The sequence below is a fragment of the Sporosarcina sp. SAFN-015 genome (assembly GCF_059415085.1).
In genome coordinates, this window is sequence record NZ_JBPFDR010000004.1 from 329,193 (window position 1) to 353,758 (window position 24,566).

Here is a 24,566-nt window from a genome sequence, read left to right on the forward strand (position 1 = left end):
TCCCTATGACCCCCAACCGAACTTCTTAAACAAGCTTTTCCCCATATTTACTGCTCCGTCGAATACCTTCTTTGCACCTGCTTCGATTGCACCTGTAATCTTTTTGCCCGTATTCGTTTGGGTAAGTAATCCAAATGCAAGTCCCGCTCCGACCCCTACTACCGTACCTAGTCCTGGAACAACACTTCCAAACGCAGCTCCAGATAGAGCTGCAGCTCCTACACCGGCAGCAGCACTAACTGCTGTTGTAGCAGCCCCTACGATAACGTCCTTTGTTATACCAGCTGCCAAAGAGGTACCTGTCTTACCTTGAGAAAGATTGCTGGTGACACTTAATGCAACATTCAATATGCCATTGCCTTTCATAATTGTCTTCATTTTGAAGAAATCTTTGTTCGGCACCCAGTTGTTCTTAAAATATGATTTGACATCATTAACAATCTTTTTTGGTGATCCGATTTCCTTCATGAATCCACTTATGTGTTTCTTCTTGATCTCTTTACCATCCCGAGGCTTATATACTCCATCGTTATTACCGATGATGACGTCTTTCCTATTGTCAAATGAGTTAAGATAATCAGAGTACCGCTTATTCACCCATTTGCTAAAACGATTGTCGCCTTTTAGAATTTGGGCCTTTCCATTAACGCGATACAGATTTCGATTTCCCTTGTGCGTTTTCAAATCTGTAATCTTGAATCCTGCAATCATCGATAACGTACCATCTAAAGCTTTAAAAAAACTTTTTTGATAACTATTTAAAGACTTGGCATGCTCTGCAAGACTTTTTTCCTCGCTATCCGGAGGGGCATTTTCTCTAGTAGGACCTCCACCTGTCGAATTACCGGAAGTCCCGTCACCCGAACCAGTTGAACCGCCAGATGAATCTGTTCCGTCACCTGAACTGTCACCACTGTTCGGACCGTTGCCTTCAGTGGATCCATTTCCGTTCGGGCCATCTCCTCCTGTAGAACCGTCTCCACCATTCGGACCGTTACCACCAGTGGAACCGTCTCCGCCATTCAGGCCGTCGCCTCCGGTGGATCCATCTCCTCCATTCGGGCCGTCGCCTCCCGTCGAGCCTTCCCCGCCGTTTGGACCGTCGCCTCCAGTAGAACCGTCTCCGCCATTCGGACCGTCGCCTCCGTTAGAACCGTCTCCGTTATTCGGACCGTTACCACCATTTGGACCGTCGCCTCCGGTGGAGCCATCTCCTCCATTGGGACCATCACCGCTGTTCGGGCCATTGCCTCCTTCCGGACCGTTGCCGCCGGTTCCAGCGTTACCGCCGTTTGGACCATCGCCTCCGGAAGGACCATTACCGCCGTTTGGACCGTTCCCGCCAGTTATATTGTCACCAGAGTTGCCGGAGTTCCCTCCATTCGGGCCTTCACCGCCGCTCACCACTTCTCCGGTTGCAGGGGGTTTTCCGTTAAAGTTTGGAACTTGCCCGTCAGTCGGCGTCTGTCCTCCCGAAATGTTATCTCCTGCTTTTAGGAATTCACCGTATTCTGTACCGTTCAATGTACTAGGAATCAAAAATAATCCATTGTTCTGTGCGGTTATAGGAACGATGATCGTCCCAGAAGTTAGAGTAAAGTTGCCCTCAAATGAGTTGCCATATTTGTAGACCTCTCCAGGGGCCATGAATTCGCCGACTGTCATAGGCTGAACACCCGTGATTGGCTCGCCCCCGGTAATCGGTTCTGTAATATCAATTGCTTTTCCAGCTTTCAACCAGTCTGCCATTGCTATTCCAGGCAATACTGTCCATGACAAGATGATTGTCAGCATGAATATGGCGTAGAATCTCCTTATCCGTCTACTATTCAAGTTCATCCTCCTTTCTTAATCAGGAGAGTTTTGTAAATACTTTTCTTCGAGTGCTTGAATCGCTTTGCTGTATTCCATTTCATTCATCTGCTTTAAATCGGCTTTAAGAGCATCGTATTGTGATTCAATCCAATCATGGTATTCCGAGTTTTTTGAACGGAGATAATCATGACTTTCACGGGACATGATTTTCTTCGTCTGATAGAAATATTGCAGTGTGAAGCCGACTTGAGATCTCTCGTCTAAACTTTTTCTGTATTCATCCACGTCATAACCAGATATCTCCAATCCTTTTTTCAGCTTCTGATGTTCCAGACTGGTTGTCTCCTTCTTTTTCCACGCTGCCCACTGATTTGCTATTTCGTTCGCTTGATCCAACTCTTTTTGAAGGGAAGCAGCATCTTGAACGTCTTGATATGTCCCTTCAACCGCATTGGCAACCTCTTTCAATTGGCGTTGTCCATCATGATCGACATTGAATCCAATAACATTGATAATTGGCGTGATTTCGGAATCATATAGAGCTTTCGCAGCCGCAACCGGATCATCATCGCACGTCGATATGCCGTCACTGACGAGATAAACGATATTCGTGTTATTTTCTCCGTTGAAATTAGCTAAGTCCTTCTGTGCTTCTGTTATGGCAAGCTCAGTCGGCGTCCAACCTGCCGGCTTCACTTGATCGAGAGATTGTTTGAATGCACTTTTTTCATAAGGTTGTAGTTGGTAGAGCAAGTCGCTGCTCGAGCAGGACATCGCCTTGTCGGCAGAGCTTCCAGTCCCTTTGTGTCCATAAACACGAAGACCGACATTCGCTTCCTTCGGCAGATTTTCGACGAATTGGACGATTGCCTTTTTCGCCGCTTCCATTTGTGTTTGGCCACCGATATTTTTCCCCATGCTGCCAGAACCATCTAAAATGACGAGAACATTCATATTTTCCTTGAATTGCATTCGCGGATTCTCAATATCCGGGCTGCCAATCGACTGGAATTTCAATTTTGCGATCAGCTCATCAGGACCTTTGTAATCTTGTTGGAAGACTGCGAGCAATTCATTGTAATAATGATCCAATTCATTTTGGGAACGCTCTCCTGAAATGTCAGGCAAATGCTCCGTCAACTCATCAATTTTCTTTTGTCCCTCTTCATCGAGGATAGAGATAAATTCCGTGTATCCAGCAGGCAATGCCTCAAGTTCCGCCAATGATTGGGGCAGAGGAGCCGCAGCCACTTCTTCAACTGCATCTTCCTCGGATACCTTATCATCTTCGGCATTTCCTTCGCTCTCTCCGTTGTCATCGATTTTGTCTGACGTTGTTGGCTCATCTGCGACAACTTTTTCATTTTCCTTCTTATTATCACTGCATGCTGCTAACACTAAAAGGAGCATGAGCATGAGGATGAATGCAACATATCTTTTTCTATTCATGACTACTCCTTATCCCTTGCGATTCGTATTAATCTCCACCTACCATACCGTCAATTTTTGTAACGATCTTCGTTACCAATTTACCGATACTCTCCTTCTCACCACTCAATGCAGTCGATAGAATACCTAACACCAAAATTAGCAAAGCCGCAATCCCTAACCATTCAAGCGACTGCGCTCCTCTTTCGTTTTTTACCGGAAACATCATTTTTGTCCAAGCCATCATCAATTTTTCTTTCATTTTCAATTCTCTCCTTGAAATAAATGTATTTTAGTTGAATAACTCAAAAATCCCTTTGTTCTGATTGAATATATTTATAATCATCAAGCCTCCGATAAGGACGAGGGCAGAAGGCAGTACGAGGAAAGTAGTCACTAACGTCACTTTCGGCGAAGCTTTAGCCGCCTTCTCCTTGATCATCTCTTTTTTCAGTTTCCTCATCTCTTCGGCTTGTTGTTTAAACGTGTCCGCAATCGGAACACCTAGGCGCTCCCCTTGCATTAAGGATTTGATTAGTATCTGAAATTCCTTGCTGTCATTCCGCTCAAGCAATGATTTATAAGCCTCTGCCCGTGGAACACCGACACTCAATTCTTGGATGAAGCGACCAAATTCCTCTTTGACCGGCCCTTCGAAATAATGAACGATGTCGCGAAGCGCCTGATCCATCCCAACCCCCGCTTGTAACGTGACACTCATCGTATCGAGGAAGTCAGGAAGCTGGTATGAAATCTCCTCTTGCCTTTTATTCGCCTTCGATCGGAGCCAAAAGACAGTCCCTACAAAACCCGCAATCGGCATAAGAATTAGCATAAATTGGGACATCGGAAATCCGAGGATGAATAAAATGCCTCCCATGAAAAATCCTGCAATCAGCATGAAAATCTTCAACCCTTGGAAACGTGCGACAGTCAATCCATACGGATATCCTGCTTGAATGAGCAGCTTTTTTACCTCTTCGTTTTCACTGAAGAAATTGATACGTTGCCCGAGATCGGAAAAGTCATCAGCAAACTTAAATAATTTCTCCAATATTTTTTCTTTACGTGATTTCTTTTTACGGATCCATGTTTCGATGTAGACTGACTCGGTAATTTCTTCACGTAAACTACGTTTTGCATTCAAATATACATAGTAAGCTCGTAACGAGATTCCGATTGTTGCTATAACTAAAAAAGTAAATAATGCAATTACGCCATCCATTCATTCACACCCTGATATTCGTAATTTTCCTGACGATGACAAATGTCAGGACCGTCCCGAAGAGGAAGAACGTCAATAGGATCAATCCGATTCCTGAAAATAATGGATCAAGGAAACCTTCAATAATATTGTTCATCATAAGCACTAGGAAGATCGGGATAATCGGAACGAGTGTAGATACATATCGTTGCTCCGCGGTCATCGTCTTCACTTCTTGCTTTAAAAGCTTCCGTTCATCCAACGTTTGGCTCATTTCCTCAAGCACTGCGGACAAGTTGCCTCCCGCTTTTTTTTGGATAAGCATCGTAGCTGCGAACAGTTGGAATTCCTTATGGTCAATCCGTCTTTCCATCGTTCTAAGCGCTACAGGGAATTCAATGCCTAACGATAATTCATGGGCCATCCGTTTGAACTCTCTTTTTGCCGGCTCATTGATTTCCTGCGTGACCAGTTGAATTCCCTGATTCAATGTCATCCCTGACCGGGTTGAATTTGCGAGTATTCTGCATATTTCGGGCAACTGGTCAATGAGCATCTGTTTCTTCTTGTTTTTTCGTAGTAGGAATAGAAGCCGTCGTGCCCCTTCAATAAGCAGCATTCCAATAACCAGGGCTGGCAATAAATCCAGGTTGAATAAGTTGACTAGCATGAAGACGATTCCCATGTACCCGACAATAAGAGCACCAAAGAACTCGGATGGGGTGAATGGAATGTTGGCGTCCGCGAGTTTCGGCTCCAATTCCTTCGCAGTCTCTGTCTCATCAAATTTCGTACCGATTAAGATAATGACACTTTTTCGCTTTTCACCATCCAAATAAAACTGTTCGACTTCCTTCCGCCACTCTCTTTTCGACTTTCGGTAATCCAGCAAGAAATAGACTGCAATCAGGAATATGAAGACAGTCGCAGCGGCAACGAATGCTGCTACCATGTCGCAACCTCCTCTTTCACTCTGAAGTCCGACTTATCCATATGGATGCCGAAAATCTTGAGGCGATCAAGGCAAGCAGGAATTTCGCCGGTTGCTGTGAAGTGTCCAAGGACTGTCCCGTCTTCCAGCATGCCGGTCCGCTTAAATTTAAAGATTTCAACAATCCGAAACGTGCCATCGTCTTCATTTTTCTGCACTTCCGAAATCGAGATGATTTTACGGGTACCGTCTGTTAAGCGAGTCGCCTGGATGATGATATCAAGCGCTCCGACGATGTATTCACGAATGACAGTCGATGGGAGATCCATTCCTGCCATGATGACCATGGACTCAACACGTCGCATCGCATCTGCAGGGGAGTTAGCATGCACTGTTGTCAAGGACCCTTCATGTCCCGTATTCATTGCCTGAAGCATATCGAACGCTTCCCCGCTTCGGACCTCTCCGACGATGATTCGGTCTGGACGCATCCGCAGAGCGTTCCGTACGAGATTACGAATCGTTACTTCTCCACGGCCTTCCACGTTCGCTGGCCGCGCTTCCATCCCAACGACATTCGGCCGGTCGAGGCGTAGCTCGGCGGAGTCTTCAATTGTGATGACCCGTTCGCCATGCGGAATAGCTGTAGCGACGACGTTCAATAATGTCGTCTTCCCTGAGCCCGTACCTCCGGAAATAAGGGTGTTCATCTTTCCTTTCACGACACCTTGCAGGAACTTTGCCATCGTTTCATTCAATGAATCGAACCTGAGCAGATCCTCCATTTGGAAAGGTTCTTCCCGGAATTTCCGGATTGAGACTAATGTTCCTGATAGGCTGACTGGCGCAATGACGGCGTTAACACGGCTGCCGTCGGGCAATCTGGCGTCAACCATCGGGGAGCTTTCATCGACACGCCTTCCTAATGGGGCAACAATCCGATCGACGATATGCCTGACGTGTTCATCGTCTCTGAATGCGACATCCACCATTTCAAGGCGACCCGCTCTTTCGATATACACCTCATCGAATCCGTTGATAAGGATTTCCGTTATCGTTGGATCTTTGATGAGCGGCTCCAGCGGCCCATATCCGACCGCTTCGTCGAGAATTCTTGTAATCAACAGATCTTTATCATTCCGTGAGATGATCACTTTCTCTTCGGACATGAAATGGGAGACATATTGCTCGATTCGTAGACGCATTTCCCCTGATGACAATTGGGTTAGCGCCTCCAGATTCGTATCTCTCAGCAATCTCGCTTTGTAATGGTCGACCAATTCATCGACTAGATGATTTTCATACTTGTAATTCGTTGAACTCTGTTTTGCCAACTTCTCTTTGCGCCGTTCGAATAAAGAGCTCATCCTTCACCACCTCCTACTGCTTTGCGACTTGACGGGCGAATTTCCGAATATCTTTTGCAAACGGGATCAGTTTTCTTTCCTTAGCTTGCTTCCGTATTGGCTGCCCCTGATTAATGAATGATTGAAGACCTTTTGTATCCTGCCTGATCGAAGCGATAATTGGGTAGCGCAATACATTTTTTAAATCCTTCTGTTTCACTTCGTAGTTCTTCGATAATTTATTCAGAGCGATTTCCATCCTGCTCGTAAGGACGAGCCCAAGTCTTTCGGACAGCTCCTCGTACTGCTTCATAATTTTCAATGAAGGGGTGTCCGGAGTAAGAACATAATAGATCTTATCCGACTCCTCCATCGCTGTTACGACTAGTCCATTGATGGTGGAAGGCAAATCGACAACAACATAATCGAATGATCTCCTGCACGTTCTAAGCAGTCTTGCGATGAATTCCTCATCTAGCGTTTCCAATATTTCTGCATCACACGGACTGATCAGCACTTCCATTTTTGAATGCTCCTGCGTTTGAGAGACGTTTCTAATATGGCTTTCATTCAACTCTTCAATAACCGGTTGCAAGTCTGCAAGTGAACGGTTTGATTCAATGGAGAGCAACGTTTCCACGCCACCGAATTGCCCGTTCAAATCGATGAGTATCACTTCTGCAGATGACTCGAGTTTCATCGTCTGGGCAAATGAAGCGGCAAGTAATGAACAACCGCTTCCGCCTTTCCCGCTATAAAACGAAATGATCTTCCCTCTACCGCGACCGAAAGTCGGTGTAGCCGACTCTTCGTTCTTTGTTTGTTTAGTGGCATAGCTTTTGACGATATTCGGGAATCTGCTTGAGAAGAGGCCTGCCTCTTCAGGAAAGACGAAGAATTCATCAGCACCAGCCCTCGTCATGTTGCGAAGTAAGCCGAAGTCGGATTCATTCGCTATGAACAGGATGAGTGCATTCGGATTGATGATCTTCAGCATTTGAACAACTTCGACGGATGTATCGGTATCCGTTTGGCCAAAAACGACGATATGCGCCATTTCCCGGTTCATTTCCCTCACTGCTTCGTTCGAACGTACACCAATGACTTGCTCCGACTTTGTCTCGGCAATGGTCTTTAACTGCGACATGAGTGCATCCTCATCGGAGACGATCATAATATTCAACTTATTTTCCAACTGCCTCACCCTTCGATAAGTGACTGTTCACCTTTATTCTCCTGAATCTTCCGTCTTCTGTTTTGTTGCTTGCTCCGTTTTATCAGTAGTACCTTCTTTATTCTCTGGTTCTTTCGCTGCCGAACCTTCCGTCTCTTCTTCAGGCTTCTCTTTCGGTTCTTCCTTCACTTCCGATTTTCCGTCACCTTCAGAAGTCTCTATTTCGTCTCCAAATGACGAAGCCTGTCCGACGTTTGCCTTCAACACACGGATATGTTCTGCGTAATTTTGCATATGTATTAAACTTGGTGCCTCATCAGCCGTCACTTCTACTGCGATGCCGGAGAAGCTGTCATTCGTCCCTTGCGCATATGCGACTAACACGTCTTTCATGAAGACCTCTGTCTTTTTCTTCCCATTGTTATTTGTCGATACGATGATATCGACGCGGTCCAAAGCCGTCAGCACTTGATCGAACTGGATCTTATCCGTCCGATACATCGTGACGAGGCGATTATTGGCATCCTGCAGATTAGAAACTGGTTTGATCATGTTTTTTGTAATGATATCCCCTGGATTCAATGGAACGATTGATACTTGATGTTCGAATTCATCTGCGGAAAGAATATGGCTGTCCGTTACGAACTTATTGGGGATATCCATTTTCGTCACTTGTGAAGCTTCAATCGGTGAACGGGAAGGAATCGACCCTTTCGCAATATAAATCGATGTCATGCCCCCTAACTCCGCATTCAATTCTTTGACCTTTTCCAGCACGAGATAACCTGTCACAGCAGCTAATATGAAGGCCAATATCAAAAATATAGCTGCACGCCTCTTTGCCTCTAACATCCCAATCCCTCTTTCATCCTACCGAAATCCAGAAACCTTCCGTCTTTCATCCGATTGGCAGATTCCTATGTTCATAATTAATATCATTGTGAAGAATGTATGTCAAAACAGTGACGGATGCACTCGAATTCCACTAAGACAATAGTCATTGGACCAAAGGGAAATTGTAACTTTGAAAGATTTACCAAAAGGCTTTCACTTTTAATCCTACAATGGAAAATAAGGTCGAATAGCATAATTTTCGATACGTTTCGCAACTAATGAATCATTTTCCATAATTTGAAAATCTAGAATTTAAGATAACTTATTTCAAGACTATTGTAATGCTGGCTAAATTGCTTTTTTTGTATGCTAGAAGGATTCTTATCGTTATTTTTGTATAGGAATGTAGCTATATGTGTTGGAAATTTAAATGAAATAGTAAAGTACTTTTAGAGGGACAAAAAAGGACCAGAGTATATTTCACCCCTGGTCCACTCTTTATTATGATGCTTTTTTCAGATTGCTAGAACCGGCAGTTTGCCAGATTGACTGCACCCATTCAGGATGATCGATGAAAGGATTCCGGTTGCCTTGAATTTGCTCGATCACATTGTTTCTGTTCATTTCAAATGCATCTACCGGATCCATTTCATGCCATTCCAATAGTACGGAAAGTTTTCCATGATATGGATTGCTGCCATTGTTGAGCAGTTCATTCAACTCCAAATCAACACGGTCGCCCGCTTCGTAACGGGTTGCCATATAGAACAGCATCCTCGCTACATCACCTTTTACACGATCCGGTGGTTCCCATGAATTGGCGGTTTTGAAACACCCATCACAGCCCTTCACCGAGCTGCCGCCATAGTCGAAATCCAAGTTGCCGCGTGCACTGTTCACTTGGACGTCGGTCGGACGCAAATGGTGGATATCCGTTCCAGGCCCTTTGCTTGTGCCGAAGTCGCCGTGCGATTTAGCCCATACATGCTCCCGATTCCAGTCGCCTACATTTCCGCCATTCCGATCTTTGGAGCGGGGTTCACCTGAATAGAACAGAATAACGTTATTCGGGTTGTTAGGATCTTTATCCGTCTCCTTCAACGCTTCCCATACTTCTGCATAGGATAGCTGGCGGTGATCGGAAATGATATCGTGAAGAGCCGCCTTCAATTCCTGCCCTTCTTTGCCAATTGCATTTTTGTAATAGCCATCCGCAGGCACTTCCACTTTTGTGACAGTGACTGAGAAGCTTGCCGTTACGGATTTATCCCCATCTTTCGCCGTCACTCCGACGATGTGCGTTCCTTCCTCCAATTGCAAAGTCAAGATGTTCGTATTTAAATCGATTGTCCCTTTCGTCGCGGAAAATGTCAGCTTGTCGCCGTCCGGGTCAGTGAAATATTCAGAGAGAGCGATTGAAATCGCCTCGCCGACTTTTGCTTGCTTGTTCGGAATCGGTTTCGTAATAATAGGCGCGTTGTTCACTGCCGGCACATTAATTCTCTTGCCTTTCGAGTTGTAAAAAATGATGTCAGATTGGTTTGCACCTTTGACAAAATCGATTTTCTTAATATTTTCAGCACCTCGAATTTCGAGAGGATGTGTGCCTTCTACGATGACATGGCCCATTTCCGTCCCTTTCATGTCAACGATCAAGCCTTTTTTCTTTGGCTGCAAAATGACGGTATTCGTTTTGAACCCTTCACCCGTCAGTTCGGCATAGTCCCCTTTCAAGTACATGCCGTCCTTCAATGATGATTGCGCGTCCATATAAACAGAGACACTCGGCTCCGCAATCATAATTTGCTTTTTATGTTCATTGATGAGATTGTATACTTTTTTAATTGGAACAGGCTCCCAAACGACTGGAGCTTCGAAGCCGATTTGCACCATGACAGGATCATGATCACTTGCACGTCCCGCCATGTCCGTAAAGTCTGCGTTAATGTGTAAAATGTCGATTTCTGTTTGATCAACCAAATTATTCGACACTAAAATATGGTCGAGTACTTGAGAGTTTCCTTGATAAACGTACGAATAGCGGTCAGCCGGTTCGACGTGGTTGATCATATTCGTCATTAAGCTTCCTTCGTGGATTTTCAATGCATCCGCGAATTGGTAGTCATTGAAATCTCCGAGGGAGACGATATTCGCTTCCGGATTATCTGTTTTAATTTCAGTAATGAAATCATAAACAAGCTGTGCAATCTGTTTCCGCTGCACTTCGCTTCCATAGACCGGCGGCTGAATGGATCCGAATAAAGGAGTATCTCCTGATTTGGAATTCCAATGGTTCACGATTGTGATGACCGACTCGCCTTGGAAATCAAATTGTGCAGCGAGCGGCTTCCGGCTGCTGTTGAACGCTGGATCATTCGGAGCGATACGCCCAGGATTAAGTGTCAACTTGCCGTCCTCATAGTGAGCCGCTGTCGTTGCATTCCCGCTCGGATTGCCTTCTGTCAACGAAACGCGTGCAGGATTGTATAGGAAGCCGACGCGGATATTGGCGTTTGGCTGTCCGCCATCCTCGTTGTTTACCGGGTCGATATTGACATATTCATACTGGACACCACCCGCATCGACAATCGCTTGAATGAGGCGTTCATAGCTTTCATTCGCACGGGAATCGCCTGCGTCCGGTCCATTATTATCCTGTACTTCGGTTACGCCGATAATGTCAGGATTTTGCATGTCCTGTACAAATGCTCTAGCTAATTTCTTCGCTTTGTCATTTGATGTCGTTTTTGTATTGTTCGAGAAGTTCTCCAAGTTGTAGGAGGCAATCGTCAGCTTGTCAGCATCTTTCACAATCGTCGTCTTCTCCGGAATAGCTGCACCTTTCGAATGCGCTTGCTGCATGTCACTCAAAGAAGTGTAGATTTTGTAGTTTTGGAATGAATAGCCGACTACTCCTGTAATCGGTCCTTCGAATCGGTCTCCTGTTGCAACTTCGAAATCACGTGCCGGCCCGTTTGGCTCGAGTCTGAATTGCACCCTCTCAGCATTTTGATCATTTTCCTTGTAAAGGAGGCCGCCATGTATTGTTTCTGTTGCGGTATTTTCAAATACCGTTACAAGGTCGCCATGTTCTTGAGGCGCTACCGCTTTCACGTTGCCGACTTGTACGAGCATCGCTTCACGGCTTTCCCAGAAATCAGCGGCATATGTTGTCGGATCAAATTCAGTCAACTGATGGCTGGCAATTTTCTCTTGTGGCAAATTCTCTTCATTGATAATGAATGGAGTTGGAAGCGGGACATTGCGCTCGATAATCCGCACCTTGCCTCCACGGTCGTCACGGACGTTGATCTGTGTCGTTTTCAAGTCCGTTTCCTGGCGGTCCGCATATCCATCGATTGCATATTCGCTCACTGATCCAGTGACGGAAACTAAATCTCCTATCGCTAGATTCCAAGCATCCCTGCCACTATACAATACGATCGCTTCGGACGTATTTAAATCGCCGTCTCGCTTATCATCGGGAGTTTGGATGTGATAATATGTCGAGCCGTTCAGCTCATATTTGTACGTGACAATCCCTTCGATACCTTCAACAACTTGCCCGTCAAATGGAGATGTATGTCCTTCTCCTTGTATATCATGGATTTGCAGGCTTTCCGTAATGGTATACGTGAAAGTCGATACGTCGCCAAAACGCCCATCATCCGTTTTCACGACTGCCTTCACTGTCGTGTCTTCATGGATATCAATCGGCGAAGAATATGTTACCCCGTTTTCGATCGGATTCGTTCCATCCAATGTGTACAAAATTTTTGCGCCAGGCATAGATGTCGTCAAGGAAACCTTCACACCACCTACGAACGTTCCGCTAGCTGGATTCGCATTGACGGGTTGGATGACCGAGCTGTCTACGATAATATCCAACGTCGAACGCGGTATAATCTGATAATCATTGTCGAACTGCTGGACGATTCCAGTGATTGAATCATAAGCTGTCCCGACAGTGAGTCCTAGTGACGCCGTCTCATCACGAACGATGAATTCACCCGTTCCATCTGTCGCTGTAAAATTTGCCCAGCCGCTGCCAGCTTGTTCATCCGATAGTATGGCGTTATTTACAGTGACAAGTTGCGATTCCGTAGCTTCACCGACTTCTGATCCAGTAATGATAATAGGTTCAGGAGTTCCGGTTCCTGCGGTAACATCAATAATCGTTGCGCCATCCAACTGCAGCAAGCCACGGTAATCGGCTAGCTTTCCCGTTAATGTGACTTCATCACCGACTTGCACATTCAAACTTGTCGGCCTGACAGCGATTCCACCTGTCTCATCCTGCACTGAAATCGTATTTTTCAATTTGGCCGCAACAGTTCCTTTGATTGTTACCGTTTCTCCAAGTGCCTTCGTGCGTGCATCTCCGATTGTTGAAATGTCATCGCCTGGCTCTTCAGGATCTCCCGGTTCGCCAGGTTCTGAACCGTCCATTTCATGAGCACCTAAATAATTGAATGTATCTTTCGGATAAGCCGTCCACTCATCACCGCTGCTAAATGCATCCCCAGGATTCGTATCTCCGCTCGTTATGGAAGCGTTCCGAATGAGTGTCACATCCGTTCCCCAGTTTGACCGCACCCCAACTTGACCGAATGAATCAATGGCCGTGCCGCCTTTTTTAAGAACGAGCGCATCATCTCCATTGAAATTAATGACGCTCGTGTTTTCAAAATTTCCTTTATCCTTTATTTCCGAAGCTGCATCACGATGGTATAAAACATACGTCTCCCCATCATTCAATGTACCTGACAATGCCAGTTTCGCAGTCGCCGCAGTTGCACCGTTCGCATACAGCTCCAGCGAATAACTGCTCAAATCAACAGCCTGTCCCGTTCCGTTATAAAGTTCAATCGCTTTGTTGAAACTGCTGCCTTCAACGTATTCAGAAATGATAAGATCCGTTGCCACCGACTCCGCATTAGCAACGGCAGGAATTGACGGCACAACAACCGTTGTAGCAAGTCCAGCCGCCAAAAAAGCATTTAAATGCTTCTTCCACCTTTTACTACGCATAAAACCATTCTCCCTTCATCTTTGAAAATATGGTGAACTGCGTGGAGATTGACCGCAAACCGCTCCCTTCCCATAAAAGTTTAGTAGACTAATAGACTGCACACCTATCGTATCATTGCATCTATAGTGAGACCATGCGACTTTTTGTAATATTTCGCTATTATTACATCAAACTTTCGACATATTTTTCACGGATGGATTTGTGAGATTAGGCGCAATGGCAATGGGATTGTTAGTTGCGTTGCGTGGGGCGTTGATTGTGTTGGGGACTGAGTTTGATTGTGTTGCGCGAGTTTGATTGCGTTGTGAGCCGCGTTGATTGTGTTGTGAGCTACGTTGATTGCGTTGCAGGCCATGTTGATTGTGTTGCTCGAGTTTGATTGTGTTGCGTGGGGCGTTGGTTGTGTTGCGCGAGTTTGAATGCGTTGTGAGCCGCGTTGATTTCGTTGCGAGTAGTCCTATTTTTGTAACCAAAAAACTCCTTAGCCCAATCGGACTAAGGAGTTTTCAATTATACGGTAAAAAGCTCTTTCGCTTCTTCTACACCTTTGCCATCAACAATTTCCTGGACTTCAGAGCCATCCAATGTCTCTTTTTGGAATAAGACATTGACCAATTCCTCAAACTGCGCAGCATTTTCCTGGATAAGCGTTTCAGTTTTTTGCAATGCTTCACCGAAGAGAGCTTGCATTTTCAATTCCTTTTCACCTTTATTGAACGTCAGCATGAACCCTTCTTGAAGCAAGCCCGTGTCTACCATCCGCTCAATAATATCCTTCGCCTGCTGTACATCGCCACTTACGCCGATGCTATGCTCTCCGAGGTAAAGCCGCTCCGCAACGCCCCCCGCTAGAATCATGCTCACTTGATCGAGCAGCTCGCTTGCTGTCTGCAAATGCAGCTCCTTCTGAATCGGAGCCACATAGCCAAGCGCTTGTCCACGCGGAATAATTGTCGCTTTCCGGACAGAACCCGGCTTTGTTAGCGCTGCGATTAACGCATGGCCCGCTTCATGGATCGCGACTCTTCTTTTCGTATCAGGATCGTTCAACGTTCGCGACGTGCTGCCAAGAATCGTCCTATCGATTGCGAAATCGAGGTCGCCTTTACCAATCTCATCACGGCCGTCACGGATTGCCCGTTTGCTCGCTGTTTCAAATAAAGAACTTAACTCCGCGCCGGAGAAACCTGACGTGCTCTCAGCCAATACATCCAATGATGCATACACTTCTTGAGCTAACAGTCGGCCTTTCGTATGGATGTCGATAATTTCACGACGGCCATGCGTGTCCGGTAGCGGTACATTGAATGTATAATCGATACGACCGGGACGAAGGAACGCTTCATCTAGCATGTCTTTACGGTTCGTCGCCGCGATGAACAAGATCCCATCATTATCGTTGCCGCCATCCAACTGTACAAGCAGCTCCGTCAATGTCTTTTCGGACTCTTCACCGCCATGCTCTTTCCGTTTGCCTGCTAACGCGTCAACTTCATCGATAAAAATTACGGCCGGACGATTTTTACGGGCATTTTGGAATAATGTGCGCACGCGAGAAGCGCCGACCCCGACAAACAGCTCCGTGAATGCAGATCCGCTGGAAGAGTAGAAAGTAGCACCGATTTCACGGGCGATTGCTTGGGCAAGCAATGTTTTTCCAGTCCCCGGAGGCCCATACAGAAGAATCCCTTTTGGCGCTTGAATACCGACTTGTGTTGCACGTTTCGGATCTTTGATGATCGAAAGCGTCTGGTGAATCTCTTCCTTCATCTCTTCCGGAAGCCCACCGATATCGTTCAGCGTAATATTAGGAAGTGGTGTCGCCTTCGAAGCTCCGTTCTTCATCGAAGAAACGCCGACCCCGAGCTTCCCTTTCTTGTGTAGAATAACCAATGTCAAAAAAGCTGCTAAGATTAAACCACCGATAATCAAACCATTATATTGGCTTGCATCGGCAAATGTATATGAAAGATTATATTTTTCAACTAATTGTTCTGCAAGTTGGCTTTGTGGACGGACTTGTGTTACATACAGTCCATCATTCGTTTCCAGATGCAAACTGCCATCAGCCTTTTCCTTCAAGGACAACGGCTTTCCTTCTTGAGCCTGAATCGTCTTCTCAAATTCAGAAAACGACACATTCATTCCTTTATTTGCACCCGAGACATACCATCCGACACTTGCTGCAATTCCAATGACCAAAACGACAAGGACGACAATCTTCGTTGCAAATTTTGAATTCGGCTTCAAGCCATCCCCAACTCCCTTAAGAAAGATATTTTTATTATATAGGAAATAGAGTCATGTAAACAACAAGAATGATGTAGAATTAGTGACAATACTATTGCGATAACTGGCTTGCTTGCAGGTTATATCCGTAACCATCAATTTATCCCATTATAAAAATATACTATTTTTCCAGCTAAAGATATTTCCCCCAATCAATTATTTAATGAAATTCTTAATTTATAAAACAAGTAGAAATTCGTCGGAAAAAGCATATTTCCCGGGGAATATGTCTAACTTCCATGCTCATTTTCACACAATGCTTGTCTTTTACTTGAATGTATGTTATAGTTAATTAGTTAACGCCATAGTAACTTTTAATTTGACATGGCATTCTACGTACTGTTTTTGAGGACACTTATTCACACTGGCGCGGCTAAAGGGTCGCAAGGACGCAAGAGAAGGTAGGGCTTGCGTTGCTTAAGGATAGAAGACATCCAGTGGAAAATGACCGCGGCATTGATCATTTTCAATAGAATCCGGATCACGGATCTTTAGATGGACATAAACTTCAACAATAAAAGTTACTATACAAAATAAGGGTTGCTTCTCAACATGAGAGCAACCCTTTTCCAATTTATTAATATATGCGTTCTTCTGTTTCCGCATCGAAGAAATGTGCTTTTTCCATGTCGAATGCGAGCGGAATCGTGTCCGATGGACGGATCGATGTGTCGGAATCGATTCTTGCGATGAAATCATGTCCATTCAACGCTGCGTATAAATACGTCTCAGCACCCATCAGTTCCGCCACTTCGATTGTCGCTTGGAAAGTGGCCTTTCCATTCAATTCGATGTCAGACGCTTTCGTATAAATATCTTCCGGACGGACGCCGAGGATTAATTCCTTCCCTGCATACCCGTTCTCTTGCAGCATTTTGCGTTTCCCTTCCGGAATGAATACCTTTGTGTCCCCGATCGCGACGCCTTCCTCCGTCATTGTCCCTTTGAAAAAGTTCATTGCCGGTGAACCGATGAAACCTCCGACAAATACATTTCTCGGGCAATCATATACTTCTTTCGGCGTTCCAACTTGTTGGATATATCCGTCTTTCATGACGACGAGTCGGGTTGCCATCGTCATCGCTTCTGTCTGGTCATGCGTTACGTAAATCGTTGTCGTTTGTAGGCGTCTATGCAGCTTTTGGATTTCGGCACGCATTTGCACCCTCAGCTTTGCATCCAAATTGGAAAGCGGTTCATCCATGAGAAAAATTTTCGCATCCCTAACGATTGCCCGCCCAAGTGCTACCCGTTGACGCTGTCCTCCAGACAATGCTTTCGGCTTCCGGTCCAAATACTCCTCCAACCCTAGTATTTTAGCGGCCTCTTGGACCTTCTCGTCAATCTCCTTCTTCTTCACTTTCCGAAGCTTCAAACTGAACGCCATATTTTCGTAGACGGTCATATGCGGGTATAGCGCATAGTTTTGAAAAACCATCGCGATATCCCGATTTTTCGGGGCTACGTCATTCATCCGCTTGCCGTCGATTTCAAAATCGCCATCCGTTATATCTTCCAAACCGGCAATCATTCGTAGCGTCGTAGATTTTCCACAGCCAGAAGGACCGACAAATACGATGAATTCCTTATCTTCTATATGTAAATTGAAGTCTTTGACGGCAATGACACCTTTGTCATATTCCTTCGTCAAATTTGTCAACTTCAGTTCAGCCATGCTTTATCCCCCCTAAATATTTTCGCGGACCGCTCACTTCCCATACAAAACCGTGACATTCGAATGTCTATGTAAACAGCTCGCTGGAAAGTCCTTTGAAACGTTTCCACTTCTCAACCTCTCGATCGCTTCCGTTTTTTCCTCTCCAAATGCTAGGAGGATAATCTTTTTTGCCTCGAGGATTGTTTGGATGCCCATCGTGATTGCTTGCCTCGGGAATTCTTCAGCGGAAGGAAAATACTTTGCATTCCTCGCACGAGTCGATTCCGCCAGCTTGACGATATGTGTCCGTGAATGAAATGGTGTGCCCGGTTCATTAAAACCAATATGACCATTCACCCCGATACCTAGCAATTGTATGTCGATTCCTCCACTTTCACGAATTACTCTTTCATACCGTACACATTCCTCATTCAAATTGGCTGCTTCTCCATCCGGCAAATGCCGATGAATTGCTGGCAAATCAACTTTCGTAAATAAATGCTCCTCCATATAACTGTAAAAGCTCGTCGGATGGGAAAATTCTAGTCCAGTATACTCGTCCAAATTGAATGTTTGCACGTTCGCAAAGGAAATCCGTCCTTGTACATACCGATCCACGAGATTTCGATAAAAGCCGATAGGACTAGCACCTGTGGCAAGACCGAGAACACTATCCGGTTTCTTGTTCACTTGCTGTTCAAACAGCTCCGCGGCAAGACGACTCATTTCGTCATAGTCAGCTACTTCAACCCAATTGAACTCGTAAACCTCATTCACAGGAATGGCTCACCTTCCCTCTGCAAATGGTCGCATGAACTTGAAAATTGGTATCCAGAAGGACAAGATCTGCGTCTTTTCCCTCCTCAATGCTTCCTTTTCGGTCAAACACTCCTAACCGTTTGGCTGCATTGGATGAGGACATTTTTATCAGCTCGGACAGATTCGCCCCTATTTGCCGCATCATTTGAACGGCTCCATACATCTTTAAAACACTACCAGCCAATGTACCATTCGCTAATGTCGCTTTCGTACCGACTACTTCCACATTCTGGCGCGCCAATGTATACAATCCATCCGGCAAGCCTTTCGCCCTCATTGAATCGGTAATGAGGATAATCCGTTCCGGCCCGATTTTTTTATACAGGAGGCGTAGCATGTCCTTCGACAAATGGATTCCATCCGCAATCACTTCACAGTAGAGCTGCTCCAGCAAAAAACCTGCGCCAACCGTGCCGATTTCCCGATGATGCAAGCCAGTCATCGCATTGCCGAAATGGGTAAGATGCGATAGACCATGATCGACTGCCTGAGCAATATCTTCGAATGCAGCTTTCGTATGGCCTGCGGAAACGATAATGCCACGATCTGCAAGTCGCCTCGTCATATGTAAATCCTCGTCACATTCCGGGGCGAGCGTCACGACTTTCAAATGAGCTAGACGTTCACCGAACCATCTTTCTAGAAGTGCAAAAGAAGGTTTCTGGATAAATTCAATCGGCTGTGCCCCTGCTTGTTCCGGGTGAATGAAAGGCCCTTCCAAATGAAATCCGAGCATTTCAGCACCTGTTTCATTCTGCGACAGAAATCTATTCCCGGTATCGACTGCTTTTGCGATATCATCCGCCGATTGCGTCAACGTTGTCGCAAGAAATGAAGTTGTCCCCTCCATCGGCAAAGCGTTTGCGATCTTTTCAAATTGTTCCACTGCTCCATCCATGAAATCAGCGCCAACCGCTCCATGTATGTGGATATCAATGAATCCAGGGAGTACAAGACAACCTTGACCGTCCATCCTTTTTCCAGCGAAGTCATTAATTGCTATGTTTGAAACAGTTGCAATTTTCCCGTCAACCACAACAATTTCGCCTTTCATGACGTTGCCATTCGGCATTGCAATCCGGACATTATGAATGAGCAATGACGTCAAAGCTGTCACCCCCCGAATTATTTTTTCCGTTTCTTGAACGAGTCGTTCCGAATATCATCGATCGCTTCACGCGTCGCATCCAAATAAGTGATTGTCGTTTCAAATTGTTTCGAGGCAACCGACATAAACAAGATATCCATAACATGCAGCTGGGCTAGCCTCGACGACGTAGCACCGCTTCGCAAATTCGCTTCCTTTGCAGGTGATGTATGCAGTTGAATATCTGAAATCCGTGAAATAGGCGTCTGGCCGAATTTTGTCAAACTGATCGTCGTTGCCCCATTTATTTGCGCAAGCTCAAGAATCTTTCCAACTTCAAACGTTGCTCCCGAGAATGAGATGCCAACAACAACATCGTTCTCATCGACATTCGCCATAATCGTTGCCCCCATATGCAAATCTGTGCTGACAGTGGAGGCTTTATGGATCCGCAAAAACTTCTGTTGCGCATCGATTGCAGCAATTCCTGAGGCACCTACGCCGAAAAAGTGAATATTTTTCGCTTTAACAATCGCGTCGACAGCATATTCCAATTGTTTATGGTCAAGCAATTCCGCTGTTTCCAGTAATGTATGGATGGCATGCTCCGTCACCTTCTGGATCGTCGTAGCAACTGGTTCATTCGGCTGGATGTCCCTCGTCGTAATTTCCAGCTTCCGTCCAAGATCTCCGTTAATGCGTAATTTCAATTCCTGAAAACCTTTCAATTGCAGTGATTTGCATAGCCTCGTGACAGCAGCACCACTCGTTTGGCTCACTTCGCCTAATTCCGAAACGGTCATCGTCACAATATCTTGCGGGTTCGCTAAAATATAGTCGGCTATTTTCTGTTCCGAAGGAGGGAGCAAATGCCTCATTTCTTTTAGCAGCACTAAACCGCCGCTCGCTATAGCCATATACATCCCTCCATTTTCTTCAATCTACTTCCTTCACCATGACATGGAATGTCCGGTATGTGGTAAATCCATTTTTCAAATATAAATGTCCTGCTGAGCTCTTTTCACTCGTCCAAAGGAACCAAGCACCTTGGACCGTCCTTTGCTTCATTGAGTGCAACGCTTCTTGCAATAAAACCTTTCCAAGCCCTTTTCCTTGCTCGCTGTCATCGACTCCAAATGGACCAAAACGTTCCCGGATCCCTTCGTAGCCGCCATACATCGCAAATCCTACGATTCTTCCCTCTTTTTTCGCAACAAGAATTTGAGATGGGTCGATCCCTTGCAATAAACCTTCGCGGATCGCCCGACCCCAATCCGGGTTGAATACGGTATTCGCGAAGTGTATAACGGCTGGCATATCGCCGTCCCGGACTGTTTCAAACGTATATCCTTCCTGCTCACGCTCCAATTTTACCACCTTCACCGCGTCAGGATAAACATAATCCGTCAACGCTCTATGCATGGCGACCGGTGAATAGGCGCGCTTAAACCCTTCCTTTAGCAAGAAATTGAAACCGGATGGATAGGCAAACTCATCAATCCCCGGAAGAAAGTAATTCGGAGCGTAAGAAGAGAAGAATACTTTCTTCGCTCCTTGCCCGCGAATATAATCAATCGCCTTCTCCATAAGCCCGCGGCCGATTCCGTTTCTCTCGAAGTCCGGATGCACCATGAAAAAGGTGATCCACCCCGTATCGGGCTCAAGTTCGGTACCAATCATCGGCAACTTTCGCGTAATAGCCAATATCGCTCCGACAATCCGTCCTCCATCAACCGCGACAATCATACCTTTTGGGTCGAAGTTTGCATCGAGAAGCACTTGTGTCCTAAATCGTTTTTCATTAATTGGATCATGGATCAACACGTCATTCCATAGACCGACAATCCCTATTTCATCTCCGCTTAGAAACGTACGATACATAACGTTTACCCTTCTTCCATACTTGCGAGTTTAACAGCTTTTCCTACGAATCCATCCGCTGAAATGATCAAATCTTGAGCTTTTTCTTTATCGACTTGCGCAAGAATCATGACGATTGCAAGCTTAACATTGTAGCCGGTCTCTTCCAATACAGACTCAGCTCTGTCTTCATCCATTTCGGTAATCGTGCAAACCATTTTTTTCGCACGTTCTCGCAATTTGAAATTGCTTGCATTTACATCGACCATCAGGTTTTGATACACCTTGCCTGTCTTCACCATCGCAGTCGTCGAAATCATATTTAAAATGAGCTTATGGGAAGTGGCGGCACGCAATCGAGTCGACCCTGTCAATATTTCCGGACCGGTAATGACTTCGATCGGTATATCCGCGTAGCTGCTAATGAGCGAATTTTCATTGTTTGAAAGGCTGACAGTTGTTGCGCCGCATGACTTTGCGTGATTAAGCGCCCCTTTCACATAAGGCGTCCTTCCGCTTGCAGCGATACCGATAATGACATCCTTACTGTTCACTTGAAGATCTTCGACGTCCTTCGCTCCAAGTGTTTCATCATCTTCAGCCCCTTCGACAGCCTGATACATCGCCCCTTCTCCCCCTGCCAATACGGCCTTTACGAGATCGGGGGAAGTTCCAAATGTCGGAGGGCATTCCACTGCATCCATGACGCCGACTCTGCCGCTAGTTCCTGCACCTATATAGAGAAGCCTGCCACCGTTTTTAAAAGCTTCCACCACTTTTTCAACTGTCTTTTCAATTTCCGGGATCACTTGCCGAACAGCTAGGGCAACGGTCTGATCCTCATCATTCATTGTTCTCAATATGTCCCCGATTGACATTTCATCCAACCGCATTGTCTTCGGATTGGATCCTTCAGTCGTCAGAAGTGATAATTTTTCCATCGTCCGCCTTCCTATCTGTATCGTAAGTAACGTTCTCTCATTTTCATGAATTTCTCCGAATCCCGGCTGCACTGCTGCAAATACGGATATATATTCCCTTCCAATAGCCCACGGCGCATTAAATCATTCCCTGCAAGCAAATCAATCATCGGATGCCGCAATTTGCCATACTCCAAAAACTCTAGTTTTCCGGCATACATCTCTGCTACAACTGCAAGAATTTTAACGACTGACTCCACTGGTTTGAACGTCTGGCGATCCGTTATATGCAGTTGAATCCCCTCGCACAGCTGTCCATTGTACTTTTGATAAGTCGGCGTGAAGGCAATTGCGCGTGCGCGGATCCCTTCCAAACGTAAAGCATTTACATTATCCTGCAACTCCTCTCCGTCAATGAAAGGAGCGCCCATAATTTCAAACGGCTGTGTCGTCCCACGCCCTTCGGATAGATTCGTCCCTTCTAGTAAACATGTCCCCGGATATAGGAGCATCATATCGAGCGATGTCGTATTCGGAGAAGGCGGAATCCAAGGCAGGCCATTATCCGTTTGGAATGAACGCCTATTCCAGCCTTCCATCCAAACCACTTCCAATTCGCATCCGATGTGGAACTGTTCGTTGAAATAGGCAGCAAGCTCGCCGACAGTTAGACCATGCCTATTCGGGATTGGATATAGTCCGACAAAAGACGTGTAATCCGGATCGATGAAATTTCCTTCGACAATCTCTCCACCAATCGGATTCGGCCGATCGAGGACAATCATTCTCTTCCCCATTCGAGCACATGCTTCCATCATATACGCCATCGTGTAAATATACGTATAATATCTTGCACCGATGTCTTGGATATCGAAGACGACGATGTCGACTTTCTCCATCATTGCATCCGTCGGTTTTTTCGACTGTCCGTACAGACTAAATATCGGAATGCCCGTTGAACGATGGGTGGCGTCGTTGAACTTCTCGCCTTCCTTCACATTCGTCAACAAGCCGTGCTCAGGCGCGAACAGAATCTCCAACTGCAGCTCTGGATGTTCATGGAATAGCCGGATTGTAGAGACAAGCTCTCCATTAGCACCTGTTTGATTCGTCAATAAACCGATTCTTTTCCCTTGCAGATCCGACAAATCCCTCTCAAAAAATACGTCAACCCCCAACTTTACTTGAAAGTGCCCCGTCATTCTTTCACGCCGCCAAGTGTCAAGCCTTTGACGAAATAACGTTGGAATAAAATGAAGACGATAATCATCGGAATTGCAGCAACTGCAGCACCGCTCATTAGCAATTTAAAACTTGCCAAGTTTGCGTCCTGCAATGTTTTCAAACCTACAGGCAATGTGTAAAGTTCCGCAGTGTTCAGCACGATGATCGGCCATAGGAATGAATTCCAGACGTTCATGAACGTGAAGATGCCAAGCGCGGCAAGTCCCGGTCTTGCGAGTGGCAGGACGACTGTCCAAAATGTCCGCCATTCACTTGCACCGTCCATTCTGGCAGCCTCCAACAATTCATCCGGAATGGAATACATGAACTGCCTCATGAGGAAGACACCGAATACCATGGATAGATCAGGAAGGATCAAAGCCCAATGCGTATCCATCAAACCAAGATTCCCTACCATAATGAATAGAGGAACGAGCGTTACTTGACCAGGAATCATCATTGTCGAAATAATAATCCAGAAGATCAAATTCCGTCCGGGGAACCTCTTCTTCGCCAACACATAGCCTGCCATTGAGTCGATAAGCAAGATGCCTATCGTGACGACGACCGCAATGTAAATACTATTGAAAAACCATTTTCCCACGTCATGCTTTTTGAACAATGTCTTAAAGCTGCCGAACGAATTCGAAACGATATGGTCCATCATATCTCGGTGATATGCTTCTTCTTCAGCATCCCCGGCTTTAGCCGCTTCCCTCGCCTCGCCCCAATGCTTGAAATAAAGCGGTATTCCCATTGGATACATTTTCGGCGGATTGGAGTCGACGTATGAAACTGGACGATCCATATCTTGGGATTGATAGCTGCTCAGCTGAAGGGAAGTCGAGAACACCCAATACAACGGAAGCAATGAAACAATCGCAAAAACAGTAAGCAATCCGAATATAATTAGTTTATTTAAACGATCGAGCGGTTTTTTCTTCAT

The 24,566-nt window shown here is 45.7% G+C and carries 18 protein-coding genes; all 18 read right to left on the reverse strand.

What is annotated here, in order from left to right; all coding sequences use genetic code 11:
- Window positions 1-3: 3 nt before the first annotated feature.
- The 18 genes from ACR65H_RS09710 to ACR65H_RS09795 all read right to left on the reverse strand — a co-directional run bounded on the left by ACR65H_RS09710 (window position 4) and on the right by ACR65H_RS09795 (window position 24,566).
- A complete protein-coding gene (locus ACR65H_RS09710) occupies window positions 4-1,833 on the reverse strand; it encodes a hypothetical protein (RefSeq protein WP_440499990.1) in 1,830 nt (609 codons plus the stop codon).
- A gap of 15 nt (window positions 1,834-1,848) precedes the next feature.
- The gene (locus tag ACR65H_RS09715) at window positions 1,849-3,264 is read right to left on the reverse strand and encodes a vWA domain-containing protein (RefSeq protein ID WP_440499991.1); all 1,416 of its coding nucleotides are present in this window, start codon (window positions 3,262-3,264) and stop codon (window positions 1,849-1,851) included.
- Between the two features lie 28 nt (window positions 3,265-3,292).
- Window positions 3,293-3,505 (reverse strand): hypothetical protein, encoded by a 213-nt coding sequence (locus tag ACR65H_RS09720; RefSeq protein ID WP_440499992.1) that lies wholly within the window; start codon window positions 3,503-3,505, stop codon window positions 3,293-3,295.
- Between the two features lie 30 nt (window positions 3,506-3,535).
- Window positions 3,536-4,468: a type II secretion system F family protein gene (locus tag ACR65H_RS09725; RefSeq protein ID WP_440499993.1), complete on the reverse strand. Its 933-nt coding sequence runs from the start codon at window positions 4,466-4,468 to the stop codon at window positions 3,536-3,538.
- Window positions 4,469-4,472: 4 nt separating this feature from the next.
- A complete protein-coding gene (locus tag ACR65H_RS09730) occupies window positions 4,473-5,399 on the reverse strand; it encodes a type II secretion system F family protein (protein ID WP_440499994.1) in 927 nt (308 codons plus the stop codon).
- Window positions 5,393-6,745 (reverse strand): TadA family conjugal transfer-associated ATPase, encoded by a 1,353-nt coding sequence (locus tag ACR65H_RS09735; RefSeq protein ID WP_440499995.1) that lies wholly within the window; start codon window positions 6,743-6,745, stop codon window positions 5,393-5,395. The genes ACR65H_RS09730 and ACR65H_RS09735 overlap by 7 nt, the downstream gene beginning before the upstream one ends.
- 13 nt (window positions 6,746-6,758) lie before the next feature.
- Window positions 6,759-7,919, reverse strand: a complete 1,161-nt coding sequence (locus ACR65H_RS09740; protein WP_440499996.1) for an AAA family ATPase — start codon at window positions 7,917-7,919, stop codon at window positions 6,759-6,761.
- A 33-nt stretch (window positions 7,920-7,952) separates the two neighbouring features.
- Window positions 7,953-8,750 carry a CpaB family protein gene (locus ACR65H_RS09745; protein WP_440499997.1) on the reverse strand — a complete coding sequence of 266 codons (798 nt, stop codon included), beginning with the start codon at window positions 8,748-8,750 and terminating at the stop codon, window positions 7,953-7,955.
- Window positions 8,751-9,233: 483 nt separating this feature from the next.
- The gene (locus tag ACR65H_RS09750; protein ID WP_440499998.1) at window positions 9,234-13,763 is read right to left on the reverse strand and encodes an endonuclease; all 4,530 of its coding nucleotides are present in this window, start codon (window positions 13,761-13,763) and stop codon (window positions 9,234-9,236) included.
- A 511-nt stretch (window positions 13,764-14,274) separates the two neighbouring features.
- Complete coding sequence (locus tag ACR65H_RS09755; protein ID WP_440499999.1) at window positions 14,275-16,014, reverse strand: AAA family ATPase; 1,740 nt, start codon at window positions 16,012-16,014, stop codon at window positions 14,275-14,277.
- 616 nt (window positions 16,015-16,630) lie between these two features.
- Entirely contained in the window at window positions 16,631-17,728 is a 1,098-nt protein-coding gene (locus ACR65H_RS09760) for an ABC transporter ATP-binding protein (RefSeq protein WP_440500000.1), read from the reverse strand.
- Between the two features lie 33 nt (window positions 17,729-17,761).
- Window positions 17,762-18,487 (reverse strand): glucosamine-6-phosphate deaminase, encoded by a 726-nt coding sequence (gene nagB, locus ACR65H_RS09765; RefSeq protein ID WP_440500001.1) that lies wholly within the window; start codon window positions 18,485-18,487, stop codon window positions 17,762-17,764.
- On the reverse strand, window positions 18,480-19,637 hold the full coding sequence (gene nagA, locus ACR65H_RS09770; protein WP_440500002.1) for an N-acetylglucosamine-6-phosphate deacetylase: 1,158 nt from the start codon (window positions 19,635-19,637) through the stop codon (window positions 18,480-18,482). The genes nagB and nagA overlap by 8 nt, the downstream gene beginning before the upstream one ends.
- A 17-nt stretch (window positions 19,638-19,654) precedes the next feature.
- The gene (locus tag ACR65H_RS09775; RefSeq protein WP_440500100.1) at window positions 19,655-20,527 is read right to left on the reverse strand and encodes a MurR/RpiR family transcriptional regulator; all 873 of its coding nucleotides are present in this window, start codon (window positions 20,525-20,527) and stop codon (window positions 19,655-19,657) included.
- Between the two features lie 25 nt (window positions 20,528-20,552).
- The gene (locus tag ACR65H_RS09780) at window positions 20,553-21,497 is read right to left on the reverse strand and encodes a GNAT family N-acetyltransferase (protein WP_440500003.1); all 945 of its coding nucleotides are present in this window, start codon (window positions 21,495-21,497) and stop codon (window positions 20,553-20,555) included.
- 5 nt (window positions 21,498-21,502) lie between these two features.
- Window positions 21,503-22,417 carry an N-acetylmuramic acid 6-phosphate etherase gene (gene murQ / locus ACR65H_RS09785; protein WP_440500004.1) on the reverse strand — a complete coding sequence of 305 codons (915 nt, stop codon included), beginning with the start codon at window positions 22,415-22,417 and terminating at the stop codon, window positions 21,503-21,505.
- Window positions 22,418-22,428: 11 nt separating this feature from the next.
- Entirely contained in the window at window positions 22,429-23,598 is a 1,170-nt protein-coding gene (locus tag ACR65H_RS09790; RefSeq protein WP_440500005.1) for an exo-beta-N-acetylmuramidase NamZ family protein, read from the reverse strand.
- Complete coding sequence (locus ACR65H_RS09795) at window positions 23,595-24,566, reverse strand: carbohydrate ABC transporter permease (RefSeq protein WP_440500006.1); 972 nt, start codon at window positions 24,564-24,566, stop codon at window positions 23,595-23,597. Before ACR65H_RS09795 ends, ACR65H_RS09790 begins: the two co-directional genes overlap by 4 nt.

Coding starts and splice junctions, on each gene's coding strand:
- ACR65H_RS09790 (WP_440500005.1), bottom strand. CDS start 23,598: ATGACGGGGCACTTTCAAGTAAAGTTGGGGGTTGACGTATTTTTTGAG.
- ACR65H_RS09720 (WP_440499992.1), bottom strand. CDS start 3,505: ATGAAAGAAAAATTGATGATGGCTTGGACAAAAATGATGTTTCCGGTA.
- ACR65H_RS09715 (WP_440499991.1), bottom strand. CDS start 3,264: ATGAATAGAAAAAGATATGTTGCATTCATCCTCATGCTCATGCTCCTT.
- ACR65H_RS09750 (WP_440499998.1), bottom strand. CDS start 13,763: ATGCGTAGTAAAAGGTGGAAGAAGCATTTAAATGCTTTTTTGGCGGCT.
- ACR65H_RS09780 (WP_440500003.1), bottom strand. CDS start 21,497: ATGTATCGTACGTTTCTAAGCGGAGATGAAATAGGGATTGTCGGTCTA.
- ACR65H_RS09730 (WP_440499994.1), bottom strand. CDS start 5,399: ATGGTAGCAGCATTCGTTGCCGCTGCGACTGTCTTCATATTCCTGATT.
- ACR65H_RS09745 (WP_440499997.1), bottom strand. CDS start 8,750: ATGTTAGAGGCAAAGAGGCGTGCAGCTATATTTTTGATATTGGCCTTC.
- murQ (WP_440500004.1), bottom strand. CDS start 22,417: ATGGAAAAATTATCACTTCTGACGACTGAAGGATCCAATCCGAAGACA.
- ACR65H_RS09760 (WP_440500000.1), bottom strand. CDS start 17,728: ATGGCTGAACTGAAGTTGACAAATTTGACGAAGGAATATGACAAAGGT.
- ACR65H_RS09735 (WP_440499995.1), bottom strand. CDS start 6,745: ATGAGCTCTTTATTCGAACGGCGCAAAGAGAAGTTGGCAAAACAGAGT.
- ACR65H_RS09795 (WP_440500006.1), bottom strand. CDS start 24,566: ATGAAGAAAAAACCGCTCGATCGTTTAAATAAACTAATTATATTCGGA.
- ACR65H_RS09725 (WP_440499993.1), bottom strand. CDS start 4,468: ATGGATGGCGTAATTGCATTATTTACTTTTTTAGTTATAGCAACAATC.